We start from the raw sequence: 23482 nt of genomic DNA, 5'->3' as shown, positions 1-23482 counted from the left end.
AAGTCCCGCGCCGGCGGGTACCACCGGATCATGAAACTGACCTCCACCGTCCTCGGCGCGCCGGAACCGCGCGCGCTCGCCGAGTTCTACTCGAAGCTGCTCGGCTGGCCGATCAAGACCGACGAGCCGGAGTGGGTGACGCTCCGCCCGGACGACGGCAGCGCCGGGTTGTCGTTCCAGCTCGAGACCGAGCACGTCCCGCCGGTGTGGCCGCCGGCCGGCGGCGCCCAGCAGATGCAGCTGCACCTCGACATCGAGGTCGACGACCTCGACGCGGCGACGTCGGCCGCGACCGCCGCGGGCGCCGTCGTCGCGGACTTCCAGCCGCAGGAGGACGTCCGCGTCTGCTTCGATCCGGCCGGGCACCCGTTCTGCCTCTGGACGCGTGAATGAGGTGACGCCCCGCGTTCGCCCGATCACAGGATCCGCTATGTTCGCCTGAGGTCCTGTTGCCTGCGAACGGAGTTGAGTCCTGTGGGGGTGCACCGGATCTGGCACCACGGACTGGTCCCCACCGAGGGGAAACGCCCCCTGGACGCCTTGCGCAGCAGGCTGATCACCCGCCAGCGGCAGCACGACGACTACACGGTCGCCGATCTCGGCTCCTCCGACGACGGCGGATCGCGCCGGTGCGACCTGAAGTTCGGGTGGACGGGCGCCGAGGGCCGCTACTCCGTTCAGGTATTGCTTTCGCTGTGCTACCACGCCGGCGAAGACCGCGTGGCGTGGTTGCTGGCCGCCGCGTGCACGCGGGCGTGGCGCAGCTGCCACGAAGCGCCGGCGCACCGGATCGGGCTCGAGGAGCTCGGCGCTAGCGGGAGTGACGAGATCCCGATCGAAGCGCCGGTTCTCGCGATGCGCGGCTGGTCTCGCGAGGAATGCGACCGCGTGGCGGAACTGCTGGGCGAGGCGCTCGTGGCGCCGTGGCGGACGTCGGCGGTGCTGGTGCTCACCGAACCGCCGACGGTCCCGGTCGACGGCTGGCCCGGGCTGGTCAACGTCTTCGACGTCGACGACCGCTTCCGGCGCACCCTCAACCAGCACGTGCCCCTCGGCTACGAGGCGCCGCAGGGCGCGCGCCTGTACGCGCCGCTGTGCGACCAGCTCCCGGACTTCGTCGAGACCGCCAGCCCGGTGCCGGGCGAGGCGCTCCAGGGCGCGATCACGCGGCTGCTCCAGACGCGCGGCCGGACACCGCTTCCCGAGGAATGGGCGGAGGTACCGAGCGTGAAGGCGTGGTACGCCACGGATCCGTTCGACGCGCCGGAGCGGGAACCGGACGCCGAGCTGACGGAGAAGCTGGACCGCGCCGAGCGCGAGCTGGCGGAGGCGCGGGGCGTGATCACGATCCTGCGCAAGAAGTCGAAGGCCGACACCGAGGAGCGGGACCGGCACGCCGGCGAGGTGAAGGTGCTCCGCCGCCGGCTGGAGGAGCTGACCGCGATCGACGTCGCGTGCCTGCGGACGCAGCTCGCGCAGCTGCAGGGGGAGGTGGACGACTACGCGCGCGCGTTCGAGGAGACGGAGGCCGAGCGCGACGAGCTCAGACGCGTGAACGGGCTGCTGGCCGGCACGCTCGCCCGCTACCACGACGCCGACGACGAGGTCGCCGCCGCCGAGCTTCCGCCCGAGGAGTTCCCGAGCTTCGCCGAGCTGATCGGCGCCGCGACGGCGACGCTCAAGCACCTCGCGATCACGGCCGAGCCGGCTCCGGCCGCGATCCTCGACCACCACCCGAAAGCCGGCGCCTGGCGGCGCAAGGCGTGGGACGCGCTCCGCACGCTCGACGCATACGCCTGCGCGCGGACCACGTTGCTCGACGCGGGCCAGGATCCCGGCCCCGAGCTGTCGGACGTGCTCGCGTTCGCCCGCACCGGCCAGCCGGGTTCGCTGATCAGCGCCAACATCATCGCCCTGGCCGAGTCGGACACGGTGACCACGAACGAACGGCTCCGCCAGGCGCGGACGTTCCGCGTCGACCCGCGGACGCATCCCTCCGGCCGCGACTACTTCGGTGCCCACATCGCCCTCGAGCGCTTCAAGTCGCCGGCGCCGCGGCTGCACTTCCTCGACGACACGGACCGCACGGGCACGGTGTACGTCGGGTACCTCGGCGCCCACCTGCCGACGTCGAAGACCAACTGAGCGAGAATCCCGCGCATGACGGAGATCGCGCAGAAGCACCTGGCCTACTGCTGGATCGCCCGCGGCGACCGGGTGCTGTTCCTCCGGCGCGCGCCCGGCGTGTTCCTCGCGGGACGGTGGGAACTGCCCGGCGGGACGGCCGAGCCGGGCGAGGCTTTCGAAGCCACCGCGATCCGGGAAGCGGTGGAGGAGACGGGGTTGCGGGTCCGGGTCACGGGTGAACTCGCCCGCGATTCCTGGCCCGACGTCGCCGGGCGCGCGATGGAAGTCCACGCTTTCGTTTACACGGTGGAAGAAGACGGCGCCGGAGACGTCGTGCTCAACCCGGAGGAGCACGACGACTTCGCTTGGCTCGCGCCGCAGGAAGCCGGACGTCTCGACATGGCGGAGCATTTTCGCCGGCTGCTGTGATCGCCGCGGGTGCGGCGACGGTCTTCGGTTGTGAGACAGGGAAAGAGTGGTCATACCCCCGACGCTACCGAACACACGTGCGAAAATCATCGCTGAACCGGGTGAACCTGACATCGGCGGTGCCGCGCGATTTCCGTTGCGACGCAAAGGAAATGCCTGCGCAGGCGCGCGAACAGCCCCCGATTTCCACACTACCCGCGGGCACCGACAAAAATGGCCTCGGGAACCCCCGGATACCACTTTTACCGGGCAGGACCGACAAAAACGGGGGCTAGCGCGGAACCAAATACCGCAGCAGCACGCTGCTCCCATCCGTCAGCACCGAAGCCAGCTCCAGCGAAGCCGGGTCGATCGCCCCGCCCACCGCCGCCCGGCTCGATGCTCCCGAAACCAGGAACGGCGCCACCGTCAAGCGGAACTCGTCGACCACGCCCGCTTCGATCAGCGACCCGAACAACCGCGGCCCGCCTTCGCAGTCGATGCGGCCCAAGCCCTCCGCCGCCAGCGTCGAGACCACCTCGGAAGCCGGCACCTCCGCAGCACCCACCACGAACACCCGGGCCCCGTTCGCCATCCATTCGTCGCGCAATGCCGACGGTGCCGCCGATGAGGTGAACACCAACGTCGGGACCGCCGCCTTCGTGATCACCGGCGCGTCCGGGGGCAGGGAGCGGCCCGTCGTCACCACCGCGACCGGGGCGATCGGGGCCAGCCCGAACCGGCGGCGACGCTCGGCCGTGTGCTCGTCGGGGCGCATTCCCTCGAAGCCCTCGGCCATCGCCGTGCCCGCGCCCACCAGCACCACGTCCGCCAGGTCGTTGCCCAGCCGGTAGACGATGCGGTCGGCCGGGGTCGACAGGCTCGCCGACCGGCCCTCGACCGTGATCGCGCCGTCCGTGCTGGACACGAAGTTGACCGCGACCCACCGGGGACCGGCCGGGTACTGGTAGAGCTGTTCCAGGTCGTGGTCGTCGAGACCGCGCTCGACCGGCCAGATCTGCCGGATCACTCCCATCGGACCGCCTTCGCCGGCGGGCGCGTGCCCGCGATGCTCGCCGCCATCTCGGTCACGTGCCTCGTCTCGCGCACGTGCCGGGTCCGGATGATCGCCGCCCCGGCCGACGCCGCGAGCGCCGCCAGCGCCAGGCCGGCCGGCGTCCCGTCGCCGGCCACCTCCAGCAGCACCGGGACGTCCTCCGGCAGGGACGGCGCCGCCCGCAGCACCCCGACGTCCAGGACGAAGCCGGGCCCATCGGGTACCGGCGAGCCCGCGTACCCGGCCCCGAACCGCGCCGCGACCTCGGTGAGGTCGGTCCGCGCGAGGATCAGGTCGGCGCCGGCCGCGCAGCAGCCGGCCGCCACCGAGGCGTCCGCGGTGTCGACCGCCAGGACGAGATCGGGAAACTTTTCACGCGCCCACGCGACCAGGGGTTCGACGCCGGTTCCGGCGAAACCCACGAGATCGGCGCCGTCCTCGACGGCGCTCAGAACCGCTTCCCGCGCCGCGTCGGGCTCCGGGAGCACCTGGACCGCCGCCAGCACCAGCGTGCGGTCACTGCTCAACCGGCGGCCCCGGAAGACGAGGTCGGGGGTCTTCATCGCACTCTCCCTGCTCGGCATCCGTGCGTCCCGATCATAAGCGAGACCAGCAGGTGAGCACTCTTCGCCGGCAGGTGGCGGGGCCTCGTCGCCGGGCCACCCGACCGCCGCGGAACTCCTCAGGAGGCGAGGGCCTCGTTGATCGCCAGCAGCTCCTGAGCGGTGCGCGTGGCGGTGAACTCGATGACTTCGTAGCGGGCGAGGCGCCGGATGACGAACGGATCGCTGGCGAGGATCGCGTCGAGCCTGCCGCGCAGCACCGAGCGCGTCAGGATCACGTGGTCGGCCGCGCCGTTGCCCTTTCCGGAAACGAGGAAGACTCCCTTCGTGAATTGTTTGCGCAACCAGTCCGAATGGTCCGGGAGCGCGTAGTCGACTTCTGTATCGGGCGCTGTGTAGGTCAGCAGGGCGATGTACATGATTCGATGGTAGAACTCTTTCGTCCCCACCGCATCCGCCTGCCGAGTGTCGCCGCACACGCGTTTTACCCATATTCCGGTCAAGAACAACGCAATTCCTTTACCAGCGCTTTTCGACATTCTTCCCCATTGCCGTACGTCCGTCGTCGTACGCCGCGGTGCCGTCACCGGGCCGACGCGGTGACCGCCTCCCGGGCGCGACACTCCACGCCGTGAACGCACTGACCCGGATCTGGCACGACGGAAGACGAGCCGAGCGGATCGCCTACGCCGTCGGCGCGGCGCTGTTCCTGAGCGGCGTCGTGCACGCGCTCGTGCTCATCGCCACCGGCGGCTCGTGGCTGGGCCCGCTGTCGATGCGCAAGGCCGTCACGTTCGGCCTGTCGTTCGGGCTGACGCTCGCGTCGGTCGCGTGGGCGACGTCGTTCCTCACGATTCGTCCCCGGCTGCGCACGATCCTCCTCGGCGCGTTCACGGCCGCGAGTGTCGTCGAGGTCGTGCTCGTCAGCATGCAGGCCTGGCGCGGGGTGCCGTCGCACTTCGACTTCGAGACGCCGTTCGACAACGCCGTGTCGATGACGCTCGCCGCCGGCGGTGGCGTGCTCATCTTGACGGTCATCGGGTTCACGGCCGCGGCGCTGGTCGAGCCCGGTCCGGACGCGCCCAGCATGCGCCTGGCCGTCCGCGCCGGCCTGGTCGTGCTGCTGGTCGCGCTCGCCACCGGTGCGGTGATGATCGCCCGCGGCGTGGTCGAGGCCCGCGGCGGAAACCCGCAAGGCGCGTACACGACCGCCGGCTCGCTCAAGCCGCTGCACGCGGTCGCGATGCACGCGATCCTCGTGCTCCCCGCGCTGGCCTGGGTCCTGCGGTTCACCCGGTGGCCCGAGAACCACCGGCTGCGCGTCGTCCGGATCGCGGTCGCCGCCGACGCCCTGCTCACCGCCGTGATCGGCGTCGAGTCCTTCACCGGCATCGACCCGCTGGCCGCGCCGCTGCCGCTGCTCGCCCTCTCCGCGCTGGCCGGCGCCGTGCTGGCCGGGCTCGGGGTCTACGCCGTGACCGGTGGTGAACCGTCCGTCCGATTCACACGTATCCCCATCGGGAAGGCAAGGGGCCGGTAAAGCGGCGGACGGAGACCACGCGTGCGGCACGGTATGACCACCAGAGGCCTTTTCCAGCAGAGCACCGCCCACAGCCCGTCGTTCTTCTCCGTGGCCAGGGCGATGGGCCAGCACGCGGACGACCTCGCGGACTTCTGCATCCCCTGCAACCCGTACTTCCCGACCGACGAGATGTTCGGCGAACTGGAGCGCAACCTCCGCACGATCCTCAAGTTCTACCCGAGCGACGCCGGCGCGATCACCGCGCAGCTGGCGAGCGTGCTGCGGCTCAACCCGTCGACGATCTCGCCGGCCAACGGTTCGACCGAGCTGATCACCTGGATCGACCGGCTGCTGGTCGACGCCAGCATCGCGGTGCCCATCCCGACGTTCGGCCGCTGGACCGACCAGCCGCTGGAAACCGGCAAGCGCGTCGACATGTTCCTGCTCAAGGAGTCCGACAACTTCGAGCTGCGCGTGGACGAGTACGTCGACTTCATCAAGCGCCGCGGCTCCCGGGTCGCGGTGCTGTGCAACCCGAACAACCCCGACGGCGGGTACCTGTCGCGCCGCGAGGTCATCCGGTTCATGGACGCCCTCGACGACCTCGACCTCGTGGTGATCGACGAGTCGTTCATCGACTTCGTCGAGGTCGAGATGAACCCGTCGGTGGCCGCCGAAGCCGTCGTGCGGCCGAACGTCATCGTGCTGAAGAGCCTCGGCAAGAACTTCGGGCTGCACGGGATCCGGTTCGGCTACCAGGTGTCGAACCCGGCGCTGACCAGGAAACTGTCCGCCGCGCTGCCGAAGTGGAACCTGAACTCGCTCGCCGAGACCGTCATCTTCATGCTCGCCGAGCGCCGCGCGGAGTACGAGGAAAGCCTGAAGAAGCTCGCCCTCGACCGGTTCATGATGAACTCGCAGCTGAACCAGTTCCCGGAGCTGACGGTGTTCCCGTCGCAGGCGAACTTCCTGCTCGTCAAGCTGCCCGGCTCGGTCGACGGCGCCGAGCTGTGCGACTACCTGCTCGCCGAGCACCACCTGCTGGTGCGCCAGTGCGGCAACAAGATCGGCATGACCAGCCAGTTCATGCGCTTCGGGGTGCGGCCGGACACCGAGGTCGAGCGGCTGGTCGAGGGATTGCGCGGGGTCGAGCGGCTGGGTGGCGGTGGCCGCCACACGCCGACGATCGAGCTCGTCGCGCACTCCCGCGAGCCGGAACGGTCGATCAGCTGAGCACGTGGGCCATGGCGGGCTCGACGGCGAACGACCGGCCGTTCGCCGAGCTCGACCGCTCGGGCCGCACGAGACGCCTGCGCCGGCTGGCCGAAGCCGCCCTGACCGCCTACGACGTGCCGGTGGCCCGCCTGACGCCGCTGGGCCGCGGGCTCAACACGATGTTCCGCGTCGACGGCGCCGACGGCCACCGGTACGTACTGCGCGTGCAGCGCGCGGACGGCCCGGGTGCCGCGCAGGTGCGGGCCGAAATGGCGTGGCTCGCCGCACTGGGCCGTGAAACCGACCTCGTGGTCCCGCGGCCGGTCCCGACGCGGGCTCGGGACTGGATCACCGTCGTCGCCGACCCGGCGGTGCCGGAGCCGCGCACCTGCGTGCTCTGCCACTGGGTCGACGGCCGGTTCGTCGACGAACGGCTCAGCGCCCCGCAGCTCTACGCGGTCGGCGAGTTCGCGGCGCGGCTGCACCTGCACGGCGCGCGGATGAACGGCCTCGACCGCGGTCGCGTCGACGACCTCACCGACTTCGGCCGCTCGCAGGTCGACGGCTTCTCCGACGCCGTGCTCGACCGGGCGGTCGCGCTGGCCGGTGGCGACGAACGGGTCCGCGCCGCCGCCGGGCGGGTGCGCGCGGTGCGGGCCGAGCTGGGGTGTGGCGCCGACGTCTTCGGCCTGGTCCACGGCGACCTGCGCCAGGAGAACTACCTGTTCCACCGCGGGCGGGTCCGGGCGATCGACTTCGACGACTGCGGGTACGGCCACTACGCGTACGACCTCGCCGTGGCGCTCGACGAGCTCAAGCACCTGCCGCAGCGCGACGAGCTACGGGAGGCCCTCCTGGACGGCTACCGGTCGGTGCGCCCGGACGCGGCGACGACCGACCCGGCGGTGCTGAACGCGTTCGCCGGGCTTCGCCGGGTGCAGCTGCGGCTACGGGCCTGACGTTACATACCGGCGCTACAATTGCTACATGGCCGGACGATCGAGCAACGCCACCAGCACCCGCGACCGCCTGCTGCTGGCCGCCGGGCAGCTCCTGCACGAGGCGCAGGGCGGGCCGGTGTCGACGCGGGCGATCTGCGAACGCGCCGGCGTCCAGGCCCCCACGCTGTACCACCACTTCGGCAGCAAGCAGGGCCTGCTCGACGCCGTCGTGAACTACGGCTTCACGCAGTACGTGCAGGCCCCCGCGCCCGGCGGTGACCCGGTGGACCGGATCCGCGCGGGCTGGGACCGGCACGTCGGGTACGGCCTGGAAAACCCGCAGTTCTACGTGCTGCTCTACGGCCAGATCGAGCCGGGCGTGCCGTGCAACCTCACCTCGAGCGCCGAAGCGATGTTGCTGGAGCTGTTCACGCCGCTGGCGCGCGACGGCCGGCTGCGCGTCGAGGCGGCGGAGGCCGCACGGCAGTTCGCGGCGGCCAACAGCGGCGTCACGCTCAGCCTGATCGCGCAGCCCGAGGAGAGCCGCGACCTGGCGATGTCCACCCAGGTCCGCGAGTCGGTCCTGGCCGGGCTGCTGGCCGACCGGCCCGCCGAGGGCTCGTCCGTCGGCGCCCTCGCGGTCGCTTTGTCGACCCGGCTCGCGGACGACGTCGATGCCTTGACCCCGACCGAACGGCAGATGCTGCGCGAGTGGCTGCACCGGCTGGCCGGCTGACAGCTCGGCGCTACATTTGCTACATTGACGTCTATGACAAGTGTAGTGAACCTCGGCACCTTCGGCGTGTTCCTGTCCCCGCACCGCGACGACGTGACCCGCAAGCAGCACGCCGTCGCCGCGGACAAGCTCGGCTACGGCACGGCCTGGCTCGGCACCGGGCGGGCCTCGATCAGCGACCTCGCCTTCGTCGAAGACATCCTGGCCTCGACCGAGCGGATCACCGTGGCGACGGCGATCGTGAACGTCTGGGCCGACGCGCCGGAGCCGCTCGCCGAGGCGTACCACCGGCTCGCGGACCGGTACGGAAAGCGCTTGCTGCTGGGGATCGGCGTCGGCCACCCCGAGTCCGTCACCGGGTACCACAGCCCGTACGACACGCTCGTCGGCTTCCTCGACCGGCTCGACGCGGCCGGCGTGCCCGCCGAGGCCCGGGTGCTCGCCGCGCTCGGCGACCGCGTGCTGAAACTGGCCGGGGACCGCACCGCGGGCGCGCACCCGTACCTCGTGCCGGTCGCGCACACGCGGCACGCGCGGTCGGTCCTCGGCGCGGGAAAGATCCTGGCCCCGGAACAGAAAGTCGTCCTCGGTGCTCCCGAGGAGGCCCGCGAAGTCGGCCGCGCCTTCATCCGCGAGCCCTACCTCGGGCTCCGCAACTACGTGAACAACCTGCTGCGCCACGGCTACACCGACGCCGACGTCGCGGGCGGTGGCAGCGACCGGCTGATCGACGACCTCGCGCTGCACGGGACACCGGAGGACGTCGCGAAGGGGCTGCGGTCCCATGTGGACGCGGGCGCCGACCACGTGGCCGTGCAGGTGATCGGCCGGTCGGCCGAGGTCGAGGCCGAGAACCACCGGCAGCTCGCCGAAGTGCTGCTCTGATCAGCCGGGCGCGGGCAGGAGGGCGTTCAGCGCGGTGACGAGCGTGCGCTCCTCGTAGGCGAAGTGGTCGTCCAAAGCGGACGCCAGCCGGTCGAACTCCGTCCGCAGGCGGGCCGGATCGGTCTCCTCGTCGACGAGCCGCTGGATCTCCTCCTGCAACCGCGCGACGACGACGTGGTCCTCGCCGAGCTTGTCCAGCGCCGGCGCGAGTGCCGGGAATCGCGCGGCGAGCATCGGGAAGATCGCCGCGCCTTCCCCGGTGTGGTGGCGGGTGAGAGCGGTGCAGAAGCCGGAACACCGCGTGCTCAGGCGCTTCGACCCACCGTCGCGCAGGTCTCGCAGCTCGGCGCGCAGCCAGTCGTGCACCTCGACGAGCCAGTCGCCCATGCGGCGCACGGCATCGAGCCGGTGCAGCTCCACGACCGGCAGCACGCGAGCCGTCTTCGCCTGGTAGTCCGCGAACCCCGGTTCGCGCGCGACGACCTCGGCGAACAGCGCGTCGCGGTCCGGCGGGAGCGCGGCCATCGCTTCGAACGTCTCCGCGTCGGTTTCCACGGTGACCAGCGGGTTGCGGCGGATGTTGTGGTACCAGGCCGGGTGCTTCGGCGCGCCCATCGCCGAAGCGACGACGACCAGGCGGCCGCCGATGTCCAAGGCACCCAAGGGAATGCGGTGCGGCCGGCCCGTACGGGCACCGGTCGTGGTGAGCAGGATCAAGCTGGTCCTTTCCGATGAAGTGATCACCGGAGGCCGTGAACCGACACGGGATGAGCACGCGGAGGGCACACTTCTGCCAGGAAAGCAGAACGTGTCGATTCAAGGGGGCTGAGTAGCCACTACCTCCGTGCGTAGGCCCATCCGGGGCGCGCCGCCACGTTAGCACGGCTCAGCGAGCGGCGTCAGCGGCTTTCTGCGCCTCGTTCGCCGCCGCGTCGGCCTGCTCGTACGCTTCCTTCGCCTTCTCGAACTCCGCTGTCGCGCGCTCGGAGCGTTCCTCGGCCTCGGCCAGGCGGGCGCGCAGGTCGTCGACGCGGGCGGTCGCCTGTTCGGCCGCGCGTTCGGTGCGGACGAGGTCGCGCTCGGCCACCGCGCGCTCCTTCGCCAGCTCGGCGGCCTCCTTGCGCAGGCGCTCGCGCTCGGCCCGGGCGCGTTCGCGCTCCTTGCGGTCCTCTTCCTCGCGCCGACGGTCCTTTTCGGCCTTCTTCGGCTTGGCCGGTTCGGCCTTTTCCACCAGTTTCGCCGGGCGCTTGCCGGCCGACGGCGGGGCCGTCGCGGCGAGGGTGAACCACTGGTCGGCGTCCTGGTGCGCAACCGACGTCAGGCGCCCGGCCACGGCGAGCTCCGCGGTACCCGGGTCGGCCGCGACGGCCTCCAGCGTCGCCTCGACCTCGCGGGAGACGGTGTCGCTCATCGACGGCAGCCCGTGGACGATCCGCCGGACCAGCTCGCCGCGGCGCCGGGTCAGCGCCCGCAGCTCGTCGCCGGCCAGGCGCGTGTGCGCGTCGCGCAGCTCGTCGCCCAGTTCGGCCAGCTCGCGCAGCTCGGCGTCGTCGTCCCTGGCCAGGCGGTTGACGATCGCCGCGGCCGTGGTCGGCTTCCGCAGCTCGCGGATCCGCTTCGCGAGCTCGGCGTCCCCTTCGGCCTTCGCGGCCTTCGCCGCCGCGTTGCGCGCGCTGACGAACTCCGCGAGGTCACCCCCGTAGAGCTCGCCGGCCACCGTGTCGAAGTCCATCGTGCTCCAGCGAACCACATCGGACTGGTGCGAGCACCTGCGAAGAGTCATCATCGGGGGCATGTTCTTCGATCTGGGTGTCCGGGACTTCCTCGACCGCGCGGAAACGGTGTACCCGGATCGCGTCGCGGTGGTCGACGAGCCGGACCAGCCCGCGCCGAGCTGGGGTTCCCTGACCTACCGCGAAGTGGCGCAGCGGGCCCGCGCGCAGGCCGCGAACCTCGACGCGCTCGGCGTGCCGGTCGGTGGGCGCGTCGCGATGGTTTCGCACAACGCCGCGCGGCTGCTCGTGTCGTTCTTCGGCGTGTCCGGCTGGGGCCGGGTCCTGGTGCCGGTGAACTTCCGGCTCGCGCCGGCCGAGGTCAAGTACATCGTGGAGCACTCCGGGGCCGAGGTGCTGATCGTCGACCCCGAGCTGGCGCACCTGCTCGACACGGTGACGGCCAAGCACGTCTTCGTCCTCGGCCGCGACGACGAGGCGATCTGGGGCGGCGGGGGGACGCCGCGCCCGTGGGCGGGCGACGAGTCGGCCACGGCGACCATCAACTACACGTCGGGCACGACGGCGCGGCCGAAGGGCGTGCAGCTCACCCAGCGCAACATCTGGCTGAACGCCGCCGTGTTCGGCCTGCACACGACGCTGAACGACAACGACGTCCTGCTGCACACGCTGCCGATGTTCCACTGCAACGGCTGGGGCATGCCGTACGCGGTGACCGGCCTCGGCGGACGGCACATCGTGCTGCGGAAGGTCGACGGCACCGAGATCCTGCGGCGCATCGAAGAGCACGGCGTCACGATCCTGTGCGCCGCGCCCGCGGTGGTCACGGCGGCGCTGGACGGCGCGGCGACGTGGGAGGGCGAGATCCCGGGCCGCGACCGCGTCCGGATCGTGGTGGCCGGCGCACCGCCGCCGACGCGCACGATCGAGCGCGTGCGCGCGGAGCTGGGCTGGGAGTTCATCCAGATCTACGGGCTCACCGAGACGGCGCCACTGCTGACGGTGAACCGGATGCGCAGCGAGTGGGCGGACCTGGACCCGTACGAGCAGGCCCGGCTGCTGGGCCGCGCGGGGACGCCGGCGCTGGGCGTCCGGATCGCCGTGGACACCGACGGCGAGGTGCTCGCGCAGTCGAACCACAACCTGGACGGCTACTGGGAGAACCCGTCGGAGACCGCGCGGGTCCAGGAGGGCAACTGGTTCCACACGGGCGACGGCGGAACGTTCGAGGACGGGTACCTGACGATCGCCGACCGCAAGAAGGACGTGATCATCTCGGGTGGCGAGAACGTGTCGTCGATCGAGGTGGAGGACGCGCTGAACTCGCACCCGGCGGTGCGCGAGGCGGCGGTGATCGGCATCCCGGACGAGAAGTGGGGCGAGCTGGTCACGGCTCTGGTGGTCACCTCGGAGCCGGTGACGGCCGAGGAGCTGATCAAGCACTGCCGGGAGTACCTGGCCGGGTACAAGTGCCCGAAGCGCATAGAGTTCCTGGATGAGCTTCCTCGCACGGCTACGGGCAAGATCCAGAAGTTCAAGCTCCGGGAGCCGTTCTGGGAAGGCCGGTCCCGGCGGGTCAACTGACCTGCGCTTCTTCTTCGACGCGGGCTCGGGCGCGGTGCTGTGGGGGTGGCTGGGCCCCGCAGACCTCGACGAGCTGCCGATCAGCGCCGACCTGCGTGTTTCGCTGGAGAGCCTGGCGGAACAGTACGACGAGTCGCTGAACTGGGACTACCCGCCGGACCCAGGACCGTGGCGGGAAGCGCGGTGCGTGAAGTTCAACGCGGACACCCGCGCGGCGCTGGCCCGGTTGCGGGCCGAGCTGGGGCGGGACGTCGAGGACGGGTTCACCGAGCTGCACGAGGATCCGGAGCTGGACCGGTATCTGGCCGACCCGAAGGGCTTCGAGCGTCAGCGGACCAGCCGGAAGAACGTCCGCACCTCGTCCACGAACAGCTCGGGTTGCTCGTAAGCCGCGAAGTGACCGCCGCGCTCCAGCTCGTTCCAATGCCGGATGTCCGTATACCGCTTAGCGGCCCACCGGCGCGACGGCCGGGGCATCTCCTTCGGGAAGATCGAACACCCCGTCGGTACGTCGACCGTGTCGTCGGTCGCCTCCGAGAACCACTTCTGGACCTTACGGATGCTCTCCCAGTACAACCGGGCCGACGACGCCGCCGTGCCGGTCAGCCAGTACAGCGTCACGTCGTCCAGGAGCTCGTCGCGGGTGAACGGGAAGCCGTCCGACCACGCGTGGAACTTCTCCACCAGCCAGCCGCACAGCCCCGCCGGGGAGTCCAGCAGCCCGTAGCCGATCGTCTGCGGGCGGGTCGACTGCTGCACCGAATACCCGTCCTCCCACCGCTGCGCGTGGTCCAACGCCGCCAGGGAAGCCCGTTCGGAAACAGTCAAGTCGTCGAACGTCGCCGGGTCCGGGGCCGCGATCGGCGGGTTCAGGTGGATGCCCGCCAGGTGCGCCGCGTCCTGCTGGGCCAGCGACGTCGTGATCGACGTCCCCCAGTCGCCGCCCTGGGCGCCGTACCGGGAGTAGCCCAAGCGGGCCATCAACGCGGCCCAAGCGGAAGCGATCCGCTCGATCCCCCAGCCCGGCGACGACGGCTTGTCGCTGAAGCCGTAGCCCGGCAGCGACGGGATCACCAGGTGGAACTCGCGCGAAAGCGGCTCGATCACCTTGGTGAACTCGAGGAACGAGCCGGGCCAGCCGTGCGTGAGGATCAGCGGGAGCGCATCGGACCGCGCCGAACGCACGTGCAGGAAGTGGATGCCCAGGCCGTCGATTTCCGTGCGGTACTGCGGAAACCGGTTCATCCGCGCTTCCACGACCCGCCAGTCGTAGCCGGAAGCCCAGTAGTCGCACAGAGAACGCAGGTACTCCAGCGGCGTGCCCTGGCTCCAGTCGTCCGGGCCGGCCTCGGGCCAGCGGGTCCCGCGCAGCCGCGCCCGCAGGTCGGCGAGATCCGCCTCGGGGACCTCGATCCGGAACGGCGTGATCACGCCGGGACGTAGGTCAGCTGGACGACGCCGTTGCCGAACGTGGCCGACTTCTTCAGCACGAGCGGGAAGGCCGGCCCCTCGGCGGGGAACAGCCGCTTCCCCTGCCCGACGACGATCGGGTACAGCAGCAGGTTCAGCTCGTCGACCAGGCCTTCGGACAGCAGCCAGCGCACCGCCGTCGTGCTGCCGCTGGTCATGATGTCGCCGCCGGGCTCGGTCTTCAGCGCGCGGACGGCCGCGACCGGGTCGCCGGTCAGCAGCGTCGAGTTGTTCCAGCTCACGTCGGACAAAGTCGACGAAAGCACGTACTTGCGCACATTGTTCATGAACTCGGCGCCTTCGTCGTCCTCGGCGGTCCGGCCGGGCCACGCCTCGGCGAACCCTTCGTAGGTGACACGCCCGAGCAGCATCGCGTCGGCCGCGGCCATCCCGCCGCCGACCGCCTGGCCGATTTCGTCGTTCCAGTACCGGAGCGACCACTTGTCCGGCGCCTCCACCACGCCGTCGAGCGAGATGAACAGGTTCGAAACGATCTTGCGCATGGGCCCCCTTCGGTCAAGGGGTACCACTATGGCCGAAAATCCGGTGAAAAGCTAAGACCGTCCACTCGCGACGGTCTCGCGGACGCGCGCGCTGTCCGTCTCCGCCCGGGTCCGTTCCTCCCCCGTCGCGGGCTCCAGGCGCGCGGGACGTCCTTGTGGTGCGGGGTGCCCGCGATCGGGTCGCGGTCCAGGGCGTCGGTCAAGAGGTTGACGCCGGCGCAGCGGCGTCGTCAGCCGGTCTTCGTGGTCGCCGTACCAGGTCAGGCGCTGGGCCTTCTGGCACAGGTAGCCGCCCGAGCGCGGATGCGCCTTGTCGCCGCGGACGCGGGTGATCTTCCGGCCGTCGAGCTGCACCTCCAGCCCGCAGTTGAGGTAGCAGAGGCTGCACGCGGTGCGGTGCCACTCGCCCATGGCGTTCCCCTTCACAGCAGGTTCAGCGCGCGGCCCAAGGTCGTGAGGCGCGCTTCGAGCGTTTCCCCGGCCGGGTACAGCCGGACGGTGTCGATGCCGGTGTCGCGCCAGACGCGCAGCCGGGCGCGGACCATCTCTTCGGTGCCGATCAGCGTGGTGCCGAGCACCATCTCGTCGGTGACGAGCGCGGTCGCGCCGTCGCGGTCGCCGGCCTGCCAGCGCTCGCGGACCTCGGCCGCGACGTCCGCCCAGCCCTGCCGGCTGTAGGCGTCGTTGTAGAAGTTCGTGGTGGCCGAGCCCATCCCGCCGAGGCTGAACGCGAGTTCTTTCTTGCGGGTGCCGACCAGGACGCGCAGCTCGTCCTCGTTGTCCGCGAACGCGACTTCGGCGCCCTGGCAGACGTCGATGTCCTTCCGCTTGCGGCCCGACTTCGCGAGCCCGGCGTCGAGGTGGGTGAAGTACGCGTCGGCGCCTTCGGGGACGAAGCTGGTGCCGAGCCAGCCGTCCGCGACCTCGCCGGTGAGCTCCAGCAGCTTCGGCGACAGCGTCGCGAGGTAGATCGGAATGTCCGGGTTCGGCGCGGTGGACAGCCGCATCGGCCGCGTTTCGCCGGGCAGCGGAACCTCGAAAGCCTTGCCGGAGAACGAAATCTTCTCCCCGGCGAAGGCCTGCCGGATGATTTCGACGGTCTCGCGCATGCGCGTCAGCGGCTTGGCGAACGGGACGCCGTGCAGGCCTTCGACCACCTGCGGCCCGGACGGGCCCAGCCCCAGGGAGAACCGGCCGCCGGACAGGTCGGCCAGCGTCAACGCGGCCTGCGCGATCGCGACCGGCGTGCGCGTGCCGAGCTGGATGATCCCGGAACCCAGCCGGATCCGGTCGGTGCGGGCGGCGAGGTAGCCCAGCGCGGACGGCGCGTCCGAGCCCCAGGCTTCGGCGACCCAGCAGACGTCGAGGCCGAGCTTTTCCGCCTCCAGCACGAAGTCCAGCGTCGTGCGCGAATCCTTCGAGAACTCGACGGTCGTCGCCGTCTTCATCGTTTTTCGATCCGGTCCTTGATCGCGGCGAGGTTGCCGGTCATCGCGGTTTCGAACTCCCGCAGCCGCACGAAGACGATCTTCTGTTCCTTCTCCGGCATCCGGTCGATGGCGAACGACAGCCCGGACCGGCCCGGGCCCATCTGCATCCACTGCGACAGCCGCGTGCCGCCGTTGTCCGGCTCGAGGGTGAACTTCCAGATCGCGCTCGGCTCGGCGGGATCCGCGACGGCCCAGGCGAACACGCGTGGCTCTTCGCACTCGACGACGTACGACGTCGTCTCCCATTCGCCGAACGCGTCGTGCTTGCTCCTGCCCACGAACGTGCGGCCGACCTCGCACCATTCGACGGCTTGCAGTTCGGAGCTCAGCGAAGGCATCAGCCCGATGTCGGAGACGACCGGCCAGACGTCCTCCGGGGCGGCGTCGATCCAGGTCGAGACCTCGGCCGTCGGCTTGTCCGCGTACCGCGCACCGGTCCACTCCATCGTGGTCGCACTCCTCTCAGTGAGCCCTCTGACCACGATAGTTGCGTAGATAGACCTACACTGTCAACGTCGCTCCTGCCGCGCGAACCGCGCTTCGACGTCCGGGCGTTGCGCCAGCCGGGGCGGAAAGCCCGGACCACGGCGCATCCGCGTGTCCTCCGGCGTCATCGGCTCGCCGCACTCCGCGCAGACGATTTCGGCGTGGGTGTCGTGCCCGCAGGCGGCGTGGTGCACGGTGATCGGCGGGCCGGCCTCGCTCGAGAGCCACCTGTCGCCCCAGCGCGTCATCGCGAGCAGCACCGGGTAGAAGTCGCGGCCCTTTTCGGTGAGGACGTAGTCGTAGCGCACCGGCTCGGTCTGGTAGGCGACCTTCTCCAGCAGCCCTTCGTCGACGAGCCGCTTGAGCCGGTCGGCGAGGGTGTTGCGCGCGATGCCGAGCGCCTGCTGGAACTCGTCGAAGCGGCGGATGCCGTAGAAGGCGTCGCGCAGCACCAGCGGGGTCCACCAGTCCCCCAGCAGGTCCATGGTGCGCGCGATCGAGCACGGCCACTGCGCGAACGATGTCCGTTTCATGCGGCCGAGAGTACCCCGTTTTCCAGAAGGACTCAGCAGGTCAACCGCATGACAACCCGTCGCGCGGTCGGACGGCTCACTTCGGTGAACCCCGCCGCGGCGAAGACACCGGCGGTGCCGACGAACAGTTCAGCGGGCCAGGCGACCTTCTGCCCGGGCTCGACGACGATCGGATAACCCTCGACGGCGCGAGCACCCCGCTCGCGCGCGAAGTCCCCTGCGGCCTTCGCCAGCGCCGCGCTGACCCCGCGCCGCCGGAACCCCTTGCGGGTGACGAAACAGGTCACCGCCCAGACGCCGTCGTCCTCCTGGTCTTCGTCACGGCCGTCCCAGACCAGGCGGCTGCGGAGAAGCCGCCGGTAGGCGGTCCGCGGTTCGACCGCGCACCAGCCGGCGGGCTCGCCGTCGAGGAAGGCGACGAGCCCGGTCGCGTGCTCGGCGGTCTGGGCGCGGAACCGCTCGGCGCGCTCCTCGGCGGTCCCCGCCTTCCACTGCGCGGGCGTCTCCTTGAAGTACTGGCACCGGCAGCGGGCCGGGTCGCCGCGGTCGCCGAAGATCGCCTGCAGGTCCGCCCAGGAGGCCTGGTCCACGGGTACGACGGTCAGCATCCCCCGACGCTAGACCAGGTGACCCGTCGTGACGTCGACGTGGCCGGGGACTTCGTCGTGCTCGTCGCCGACCGAGAGCGTCCCCGCCGGTTCCACCAGGAGCACGCTCGCGCCCGCCTTCGACGACGGCTTGTGGAACGTCCCCTTCGGCACCACGAACACCTGGCCACGGGACAGCGTCACCACCCGCTCGTCCGGGTCGCGCACGCCGATCTCGATCTCGCCGTCCAGGACCAGGAAGAACTCGTCGGTGTTTTCGTGGACGTGCCACACGTGCTCGCCGGCGAACCGCGCCAGCCGGATGTCGTAGTCGTTCACGCGGGTGACGATCCGCGGGCTCCAGACGGCGTCGAAGCTCGCCAGGACTTCGTTCAGGTCGATCGGGTTCATGCCCCCATCGTCGACCTGGCGGTCCGGCGGCACGAGTGCTAGGAATCGCACATGCCGCAAGAATTCTCGCACCGGGTCGTGGCGGTCGTGACCGCCGGGTCCAACCCGTTCGAGCTGGGCGTCGCGACCGAGCTGTTCGGGTTGCGGCGGCCCGAGCTGGACCGGCCCTGGTACGACTTCACGCTCTGCGCCGCGACCCCGGACGTGCGGATGAACCTGGGCATGTTCACGCTCACCGGCGTCGCCGGGATCGAGGCCGCCGACACGGCGGACACGCTGATCGCGCCGGCCCGGCCGGACACCGGCGTGCCGACGGACCCCGCGGTCATCGCCGCGATCCGCCGGGCCGCCGACCGGGGCGCCCGGCTGGTCAGCTTCTGCACCGGCGCGTTCGCGCTGGCCGAAGCGGGGGTGCTCGACGGCAGGCGGGCGACCACCCACTGGCAGTGGGCCGCCGAGTTCGCCGAGCGCTTCCCGGCGGTGCACTGGGAGCCGGACGTGCTGTTCGTCGACGAAGGCGACATCCTCACCGCGGCCGGCAGCGCCGCCTCGCTCGACCTCGGCCTGCACCTCATCCGGCGCGACCACGGCGCCGAAGTCGTCAACGCGGTCAGCCGCCGGCTGGTGTTCACCGGCCACCGCGACGGCGGGCAGCAGCAGTTCATCGCGCGGCCGGTACCGGAGGTGCCGGACACCTCGCTCGCCCCGGTGCTCGCCTGGGCGCTCGGCCGCCTGGACCGGCCCCTGACGGTGCACGACCTCGCGGCGCGCGCGGCGATCAGCCCGGCGACGCTGCACCGGAAGTTCCGCGCGGAGCTGGGCACGACACCGTTGGCGTGGCTGACGACCGAGCGCGTGACGCTGGCTTGCCGCCTGATCGAACGCGGCGAGCCGAGCCTGGACCGGGTGGCCGAGGCGAGCGGCTTCGGGACGGCGGCGAACCTGCGCCTGCAGCTGCGGCGGCACACCGGGCTGAGCCCGAGCGCCTACCGCCGGCGCTTCGGCCCGGCCGTCGCGAGTGGCGCTTAGGAGCCTCCGGCGGGCGGCAGCAGGGGCAGGAAGAGCTCGTCGACGATCGCCTTGATGCGGGAGGGTTTCACGGGGGCGAGGTCCATGAGCAGGTCGTGGCGCACCAGGTCGAACGGCAGGTCCAGCACCGCGGCCGGGATGCGGTCCAGGTCGATCTCGCCGCGGCGGTGGGCCCGCTGGTAGAGGGTCCGCGAGTGCGGAACCCGCTCGTCGCCCATGACCTGCGCACGGACCTGCGCCGGGGTCATGCCGGTGTCGGCCAGCAGCCCCGAGAAGGCGGCTGCCGCGGCGATGGCGAAGAACCCGGCGAGGGCTTCACTCGCGGCTGTCAGCAGGGCGAGCAGATCGCTGCGCAGGGAGCCGGTGTCGGGGAGCACGATCGGGTTGGCGTTCCGCTGGTGCTCGATCGCGGCGAGCACCAGCCGGTCCTTGTTGGCCCACCGGCGGTAGAGCACGGCCTCGCTGGTGCGCGCGCGGACGGCGATCGACTCCATCGTCAGGCGGGCGTACCCGACCTCGACCAGCTCGTCCCAGCCGGCGGTGAGCAGCGCGGTCTCGAGCTGCTTGCCGTGCCGGCGACGGCGGACGGGTTCGGACGCTTCGGCAGCCACCTCCTCACGATAGAAAGGCTTTCCTTTCTTATCAAGTGCCCCTACCCTGACTAGAAAGAGATTCCTTTCTTGAACGGGGGGACGGACGATGAACCCGAAGCTGTCACCGCAGGTGCTGATCGTCGGCGCGGGGCCGACCGGGCTGACGCTGGCCTGTGAACTCGCCCGCGACGGCGTCTCCTTCCGCCTGGTCGAGGCCGCCCCCGGCCCGCAGCCCGGCTCGCGGGGCAAGGGCGTCCAGCCGCGCACCCTCGAGGTGTTCGACGATCTGGGCATCGTCGATCGCGTGCTCGCCGCCGGCCGGCTGGGGATGCCGATCCGCTCGACCGCACCCGACGGCCAGGTGACCCTGACCGGCGCCGACATCGAGGATCGCCCCGACATCCCCTACCCGGCGAGCCTGATCACGCCCGAATGGCGGATCGAGGAAGCACTGCGGCTGCGGCTGGCGGAGCTCGGCGGCGCGGTCGAGTTCGGTACCGCGCTCGCCGGCTTCGAGCAGTCGGACGACGGCGTGTCGGCGGTGGTCGTCAAGGACGGCGAAGCCGAGCCGGCCGGCGCGCGCTGGCTGGTCGGCTGCGACGGCGGCCACAGCGTCGTCCGCAAGCAGGCCGGCATCGCCTTCGAGGGCGAGACACCCGAGACGGTGCGGATGATCGTCGCCGACGTCCGGGCCGACGGCCTCGACCGCGACGCCTGGCACATGTGGCGGCACGAGGAAGGTCCCGTCAACCTCTGCCCGCTGCCTTCGACCGGCGTCTTCCAGTACCAGGCCGGCATCGCGCCGGGACAGGACCCCGAGCTCAGCCTCGCGAACATGCAGGCGATCCTCGAGCGGCGCAGCGGCCGCACCGGCATCCGCCTCCACGAGCCGGAGTGGTCGTCGCTGTGGCGCGCCAACATCCGCCTCGCCGCCCGCTATCGCGAAGGGCGCGTGTTCCTCGCCGGCGACGCGGCGCACATCCACTCGCCGGCCGGCGGCCAGGGGATGAACACCGGCATCCAGGACGCGCACAACCTCGGCTGGAAGCTCGCGGCGGTCGCGAAGGGCGCCTCGCCGGCCCTGCTCGACACCTACGAAGCCGAGCGGCGGCCGGTCGCGGCCGGCGTGCTCGCCCTCTCGAACGCGCTCTTCAGGCAGGCGATCGAGCAGAAGGGCATCCCGGCCCGCCGCACCGCGAGCACGACGCAGCTCGACGTGGGCTACCGCGACTCCGCCTTGGCACGCGACGACCGCGACGAGACCGCCCGGCTCCGCGCCGGCGACCGCGCCCCCGACGCGACCGGGCTGAAGACGGCGGAAGGCGAACGCCGGCTGTTCGACCTGACGCGCGGCGGGCACTTCACCTTGCTGGACTTCGGGGCCACGCCCGCGATCGAAGCCGCCCCGGCCGGCCTCAGGACTCTCCACGTCGTCGGGCGGCCGGCCGGCCCCGACGACATCGCCGACACCGGGGGCCACCTCGCGCACGCCTACGGCGCGACCGACCGCACCCTGACCCTGATCCGCCCCGACGGCCACATCGCCCTGATCTCCGACGCGGGCGACGTCTCGGCGGTTTCGGGCTATCTCGCCGCGTTCGGCCGGGCCGTGGCCCGCTAGCGTCGCGCGTCTGATGTTTCGTTGCCGTCGAGCGACGCGACACCGGTGCGGCCACGGCCGGGCTGAACCTGCTCGAGCAGCTCGGCGGCAGCACCACGATCGCGGTCATCGGCACCACCGCCGGTGTGCTCGCGCTCGGCGGGGTCCTCGCCATGGAGGACCCCGACGTCAGGCCGGCGCCGGTCCCAGCTCGGTGAGCGCGTGGGCCAGCGCGTCCTGCTGCAGCCGTGCCGGGTAGGCCGCCGGGTCCGCCGCGGCCAGGACGTTCAGGCCTTCGACCAGCCCCACCAGGCTCTTCGTCGTCAGCTCGAGCCGCTCGTCCGTCCACTCCGGACGGCAGGCCGCGACCAGCCGCCGGATCCGCGCCAGGAACGAGTGGTTCGCCGCGCGGTGGCGTTCGGCCAGGGCCTCGTCGGCCAGGGCCGCCGCGAGGAAGCCCACCCAGACGCGGGACTCCTCGTGGTGGCCGTGCGGCAGGTCGACGGCTTGGCCGAGCACCGCTTCCAGGGCGCCGAACGCGTCGCCGCTCGCGGCCTCGGCGGCGTCGGCGCGGACGGCGGTGCGCTCGTGGAGCAGGTCGCGCGCGTGCAGCAGCAACGCCTTCTTCGCCGGGAACGCGTGCATCACCAGGCCGGTCGTGCAGCCCGCGCGCTCGGCGACTGCACGCAGCGTCAGGCCCGGCAGGCCCTCCTCGGCCAGGACCTGCCACACCGCGTTCGACAGCAGCTCCCGCTGCGCCCCCACGTCACGCTGTCTCGGCACGGAACCTCCTTTCCGGGAAGCGTAACAGCTGCTACGGTAACGCTTGTTACGGAAAGGGGGCGCTGTGCCGACCACCATCGAGATCACCACGGTGACCTGGGACGATCCCGACGCCGTCCGGCTGCGCGCGGCCCAGCGCACCGAACTGGACGCCCGCTACGGCACCGACGACCACGAGCCCGGCGCCATGCCGACCGCCGAGTCCGTCGCGGTGTTCCTCGTCGCCCGGGACGCCGGCGGCACGGCCGTGGGCTGTGGCGGGCTCCGGCTGCTCGGCCCGGGCTCGGGCGAGGTCAAGCGCATGTACGTCGAGCCGCCGGCCCGCGGCACCGGCGTCGCGGCCGCCCTGCTGCGCGCACTCGAAGACCACGCACGCGGACTCGGCATCGCCCGGCTGCTGCTGGAGACGGGCACCGGGCAGCCCGACGCGATCCGCTTCTACCAGCGCGAAGGCTACGAACCCATCGAGGCTTACGGGCCGTACGCCGGCGAGCCGCTCTCGCGCTGCTTCGCCCGCGACCTGTGATCGGATTTCCGATGGCCACCCCAGCCTGAGCTATTGGTGGCCGGGGGCGCACCGGGCCTACCGTCGAGGGCACGGCGATCTGGGGTTCTTTTCGCCGTTCCCTTCGCAAAAACGGAGTTTCCCTTGCGCATCAAGCAGATCGGCGCCGTGCTGGCTGCGGCCGCCGTCTTCGCCCTGCCGGCTGCACCCGCGGACGCGGCGTCGAGGATCGTCCCCCTCGACCTCGCCGCCGGGCAGCAGCCGGAGAACATCGCCCTGGAGCCCGACGGCTCCGCCGACCTCACTTTCGCCTACACCGGCGAAATCGGCCGGGTGACGCCCGGCGGGCAGGTCCGGGTCATCGCCCGCATCCCGGTGCCGGACGACGGCGACGTCCCGGTGGTCCACAAGAAACTGTTCCTCGGCGGCATCGTCCGGGCGCCCGGCGGCGACCTGTACGTCGCGGTCTCGACCGGCACCGCGGCGACCGGCCTCTACCGGGTCCGGCCCGGGACGGCGCCGGTCAAGGTGGCTTCGCTGCCGCCGGCCGGGTTCCAGAACGGCGTCGCGCGCGACCCGGCCACCGGCGACCTCTTCGTCGCCGACTCGTTCGGCTCGGCGGTGTGGCGGGTCTCGCCGCGCACCGGCCGCGTCACCGCCTTCGCCACCGGGGAACCGGTCGCGCCGGTCGACGGCTTCGGTGCCAACGGGATCAAGGTCC

28 protein-coding genes are annotated in these 23482 nt (G+C 71.4%); 13 read left to right on the top strand and 15 right to left on the bottom strand.

Annotated elements, in window-relative coordinates:
- Nucleotides 1–30: 30 nt before the first annotated feature.
- From QRX60_RS21420 to QRX60_RS21410, 3 genes are all read left to right on the top strand, one after another.
- The gene (locus QRX60_RS21420; RefSeq protein ID WP_286002537.1) at nucleotides 31–393 is read left to right on the top strand and encodes a VOC family protein; all 363 of its coding nucleotides are present in this window, start codon (nucleotides 31–33) and stop codon (nucleotides 391–393) included.
- 81 nt (nucleotides 394–474) lie between these two features.
- Entirely contained in the window at nucleotides 475–2145 is a 1671-nt protein-coding gene (locus QRX60_RS21415) for a hypothetical protein (protein ID WP_286002536.1), read from the top strand.
- Between the two features lie 15 nt (nucleotides 2146–2160).
- Complete coding sequence (locus tag QRX60_RS21410) at nucleotides 2161–2556, top strand: NUDIX hydrolase (protein ID WP_286002535.1); 396 nt, start codon at nucleotides 2161–2163, stop codon at nucleotides 2554–2556.
- Between the two features lie 271 nt (nucleotides 2557–2827).
- Here the strand turns inward: QRX60_RS21410 and QRX60_RS21405 are convergent, their stop codons facing one another.
- From QRX60_RS21405 to QRX60_RS21395, 3 genes are all read right to left on the bottom strand, one after another.
- Nucleotides 2828–3565 carry a dihydrofolate reductase family protein gene (locus tag QRX60_RS21405; protein ID WP_286003660.1) on the bottom strand — a complete coding sequence of 246 codons (738 nt, stop codon included), beginning with the start codon at nucleotides 3563–3565 and terminating at the stop codon, nucleotides 2828–2830.
- Nucleotides 3562–4155 (bottom strand): dihydropteroate synthase, encoded by a 594-nt coding sequence (locus tag QRX60_RS21400; protein ID WP_286002534.1) that lies wholly within the window; start codon nucleotides 4153–4155, stop codon nucleotides 3562–3564. Before QRX60_RS21400 ends, QRX60_RS21405 begins: the two co-directional genes overlap by 4 nt.
- A gap of 119 nt (nucleotides 4156–4274) precedes the next feature.
- A complete protein-coding gene (locus tag QRX60_RS21395; protein ID WP_286002533.1) occupies nucleotides 4275–4574 on the bottom strand; it encodes a YciI family protein in 300 nt (99 codons plus the stop codon).
- A 212-nt stretch (nucleotides 4575–4786) separates the two neighbouring features.
- On the opposite strand from QRX60_RS21395, the gene QRX60_RS21390 reads away from it, so the two are divergent.
- From QRX60_RS21390 to QRX60_RS21370, 5 genes are read left to right on the top strand one after another with little or no spacing between them, the layout of a single operon-like run.
- On the top strand, nucleotides 4787–5695 hold the full coding sequence (locus tag QRX60_RS21390) for a hypothetical protein (protein ID WP_286002532.1): 909 nt from the start codon (nucleotides 4787–4789) through the stop codon (nucleotides 5693–5695).
- Between the two features lie 33 nt (nucleotides 5696–5728).
- Nucleotides 5729–6910 carry a pyridoxal phosphate-dependent aminotransferase gene (locus QRX60_RS21385; protein WP_286002531.1) on the top strand — a complete coding sequence of 394 codons (1182 nt, stop codon included), beginning with the start codon at nucleotides 5729–5731 and terminating at the stop codon, nucleotides 6908–6910.
- Nucleotides 6911–6921: 11 nt separating this feature from the next.
- Entirely contained in the window at nucleotides 6922–7851 is a 930-nt protein-coding gene (locus QRX60_RS21380; RefSeq protein ID WP_286002530.1) for a phosphotransferase enzyme family protein, read from the top strand.
- A 28-nt stretch (nucleotides 7852–7879) separates the two neighbouring features.
- Nucleotides 7880–8569 (top strand): TetR/AcrR family transcriptional regulator, encoded by a 690-nt coding sequence (locus tag QRX60_RS21375; protein WP_286002529.1) that lies wholly within the window; start codon nucleotides 7880–7882, stop codon nucleotides 8567–8569.
- Between the two features lie 33 nt (nucleotides 8570–8602).
- Nucleotides 8603–9454 (top strand): TIGR03620 family F420-dependent LLM class oxidoreductase, encoded by an 852-nt coding sequence (locus QRX60_RS21370; RefSeq protein ID WP_286002528.1) that lies wholly within the window; start codon nucleotides 8603–8605, stop codon nucleotides 9452–9454.
- Here QRX60_RS21370 and QRX60_RS21365 read toward each other — a convergent pair whose 3' ends face one another.
- Together QRX60_RS21365 and QRX60_RS21360 are read right to left on the bottom strand one after the other, a co-directional pair.
- Nucleotides 9455–10171 (bottom strand): nitroreductase/quinone reductase family protein, encoded by a 717-nt coding sequence (locus tag QRX60_RS21365; RefSeq protein ID WP_286002527.1) that lies wholly within the window; start codon nucleotides 10169–10171, stop codon nucleotides 9455–9457.
- A gap of 169 nt (nucleotides 10172–10340) precedes the next feature.
- Nucleotides 10341–11186 carry a hypothetical protein gene (locus QRX60_RS21360; protein WP_286002526.1) on the bottom strand — a complete coding sequence of 282 codons (846 nt, stop codon included), beginning with the start codon at nucleotides 11184–11186 and terminating at the stop codon, nucleotides 10341–10343.
- A 61-nt stretch (nucleotides 11187–11247) separates the two neighbouring features.
- On the opposite strand from QRX60_RS21360, the gene QRX60_RS21355 reads away from it, so the two are divergent.
- Nucleotides 11248–12771, top strand: a complete 1524-nt coding sequence (locus QRX60_RS21355) for an AMP-binding protein (protein WP_286002525.1) — start codon at nucleotides 11248–11250, stop codon at nucleotides 12769–12771.
- A 34-nt stretch (nucleotides 12772–12805) separates the two neighbouring features.
- A complete protein-coding gene (locus tag QRX60_RS21350) occupies nucleotides 12806–13159 on the top strand; it encodes an RNA-binding protein (RefSeq protein ID WP_286002524.1) in 354 nt (117 codons plus the stop codon).
- Here QRX60_RS21350 and QRX60_RS21345 read toward each other — a convergent pair.
- From QRX60_RS21345 to QRX60_RS21310, 8 genes are all read right to left on the bottom strand, one after another.
- Nucleotides 13099–14202 carry an epoxide hydrolase family protein gene (locus QRX60_RS21345; RefSeq protein WP_286002523.1) on the bottom strand — a complete coding sequence of 368 codons (1104 nt, stop codon included), beginning with the start codon at nucleotides 14200–14202 and terminating at the stop codon, nucleotides 13099–13101. The genes QRX60_RS21350 and QRX60_RS21345 overlap by 61 nt on opposite strands.
- On the bottom strand, nucleotides 14199–14744 hold the full coding sequence (locus QRX60_RS21340; RefSeq protein ID WP_286002522.1) for a dihydrofolate reductase family protein: 546 nt from the start codon (nucleotides 14742–14744) through the stop codon (nucleotides 14199–14201). Before QRX60_RS21340 ends, QRX60_RS21345 begins: the two co-directional genes overlap by 4 nt.
- A gap of 51 nt (nucleotides 14745–14795) precedes the next feature.
- A complete protein-coding gene (locus QRX60_RS21335) occupies nucleotides 14796–15155 on the bottom strand; it encodes a hypothetical protein (protein ID WP_286002521.1) in 360 nt (119 codons plus the stop codon).
- Nucleotides 15156–15166: 11 nt separating this feature from the next.
- Entirely contained in the window at nucleotides 15167–16192 is a 1026-nt protein-coding gene (locus QRX60_RS21330; RefSeq protein ID WP_286002520.1) for an LLM class flavin-dependent oxidoreductase, read from the bottom strand.
- A complete protein-coding gene (locus tag QRX60_RS21325) occupies nucleotides 16189–16680 on the bottom strand; it encodes an SRPBCC family protein (RefSeq protein ID WP_286002519.1) in 492 nt (163 codons plus the stop codon). Before QRX60_RS21325 ends, QRX60_RS21330 begins: the two co-directional genes overlap by 4 nt.
- A 63-nt stretch (nucleotides 16681–16743) precedes the next feature.
- The gene (locus QRX60_RS21320; protein WP_286002518.1) at nucleotides 16744–17253 is read right to left on the bottom strand and encodes a winged helix-turn-helix transcriptional regulator; all 510 of its coding nucleotides are present in this window, start codon (nucleotides 17251–17253) and stop codon (nucleotides 16744–16746) included.
- Between the two features lie 32 nt (nucleotides 17254–17285).
- Nucleotides 17286–17861 (bottom strand): GNAT family N-acetyltransferase, encoded by a 576-nt coding sequence (locus QRX60_RS21315; RefSeq protein WP_286002517.1) that lies wholly within the window; start codon nucleotides 17859–17861, stop codon nucleotides 17286–17288.
- Between the two features lie 9 nt (nucleotides 17862–17870).
- Entirely contained in the window at nucleotides 17871–18251 is a 381-nt protein-coding gene (locus tag QRX60_RS21310; protein WP_286002516.1) for a cupin domain-containing protein, read from the bottom strand.
- A 51-nt stretch (nucleotides 18252–18302) separates the two neighbouring features.
- Between QRX60_RS21310 and QRX60_RS21305 the strand changes: the two genes are divergently transcribed.
- Nucleotides 18303–19280, top strand: a complete 978-nt coding sequence (locus tag QRX60_RS21305; RefSeq protein ID WP_286002515.1) for a helix-turn-helix domain-containing protein — start codon at nucleotides 18303–18305, stop codon at nucleotides 19278–19280.
- Here the strand turns inward: QRX60_RS21305 and QRX60_RS21300 are convergent.
- Nucleotides 19277–19891: a TetR/AcrR family transcriptional regulator gene (locus tag QRX60_RS21300; RefSeq protein ID WP_286002514.1), complete on the bottom strand. Its 615-nt coding sequence runs from the start codon at nucleotides 19889–19891 to the stop codon at nucleotides 19277–19279. The genes QRX60_RS21305 and QRX60_RS21300 overlap by 4 nt on opposite strands.
- An 88-nt stretch (nucleotides 19892–19979) precedes the next feature.
- On the opposite strand from QRX60_RS21300, the gene QRX60_RS21295 reads away from it, so the two are divergent.
- The gene (locus tag QRX60_RS21295; protein WP_286002513.1) at nucleotides 19980–21494 is read left to right on the top strand and encodes an FAD-dependent oxidoreductase; all 1515 of its coding nucleotides are present in this window, start codon (nucleotides 19980–19982) and stop codon (nucleotides 21492–21494) included.
- 168 nt (nucleotides 21495–21662) lie between these two features.
- Here the strand turns inward: QRX60_RS21295 and QRX60_RS21290 are convergent, their stop codons facing one another.
- Nucleotides 21663–22256, bottom strand: coding sequence for a TetR family transcriptional regulator C-terminal domain-containing protein (locus QRX60_RS21290; RefSeq protein WP_286002512.1), 594 nt, complete (start codon nucleotides 22254–22256; stop codon nucleotides 21663–21665).
- A 64-nt stretch (nucleotides 22257–22320) separates the two neighbouring features.
- Between QRX60_RS21290 and QRX60_RS21285 the strand changes: the two genes are divergently transcribed.
- Nucleotides 22321–22782 carry a GNAT family N-acetyltransferase gene (locus QRX60_RS21285; RefSeq protein WP_286002511.1) on the top strand — a complete coding sequence of 154 codons (462 nt, stop codon included), beginning with the start codon at nucleotides 22321–22323 and terminating at the stop codon, nucleotides 22780–22782.
- Nucleotides 22783–23482 lie beyond the last annotated feature (700 nt).

The organism is Amycolatopsis mongoliensis (assembly GCF_030285665.1).
GTDB lineage: Bacteria > Actinomycetota > Actinomycetes > Mycobacteriales > Pseudonocardiaceae > Amycolatopsis > Amycolatopsis mongoliensis.
This window is presented reverse-complemented; position numbering and strand designations above follow the sequence as displayed.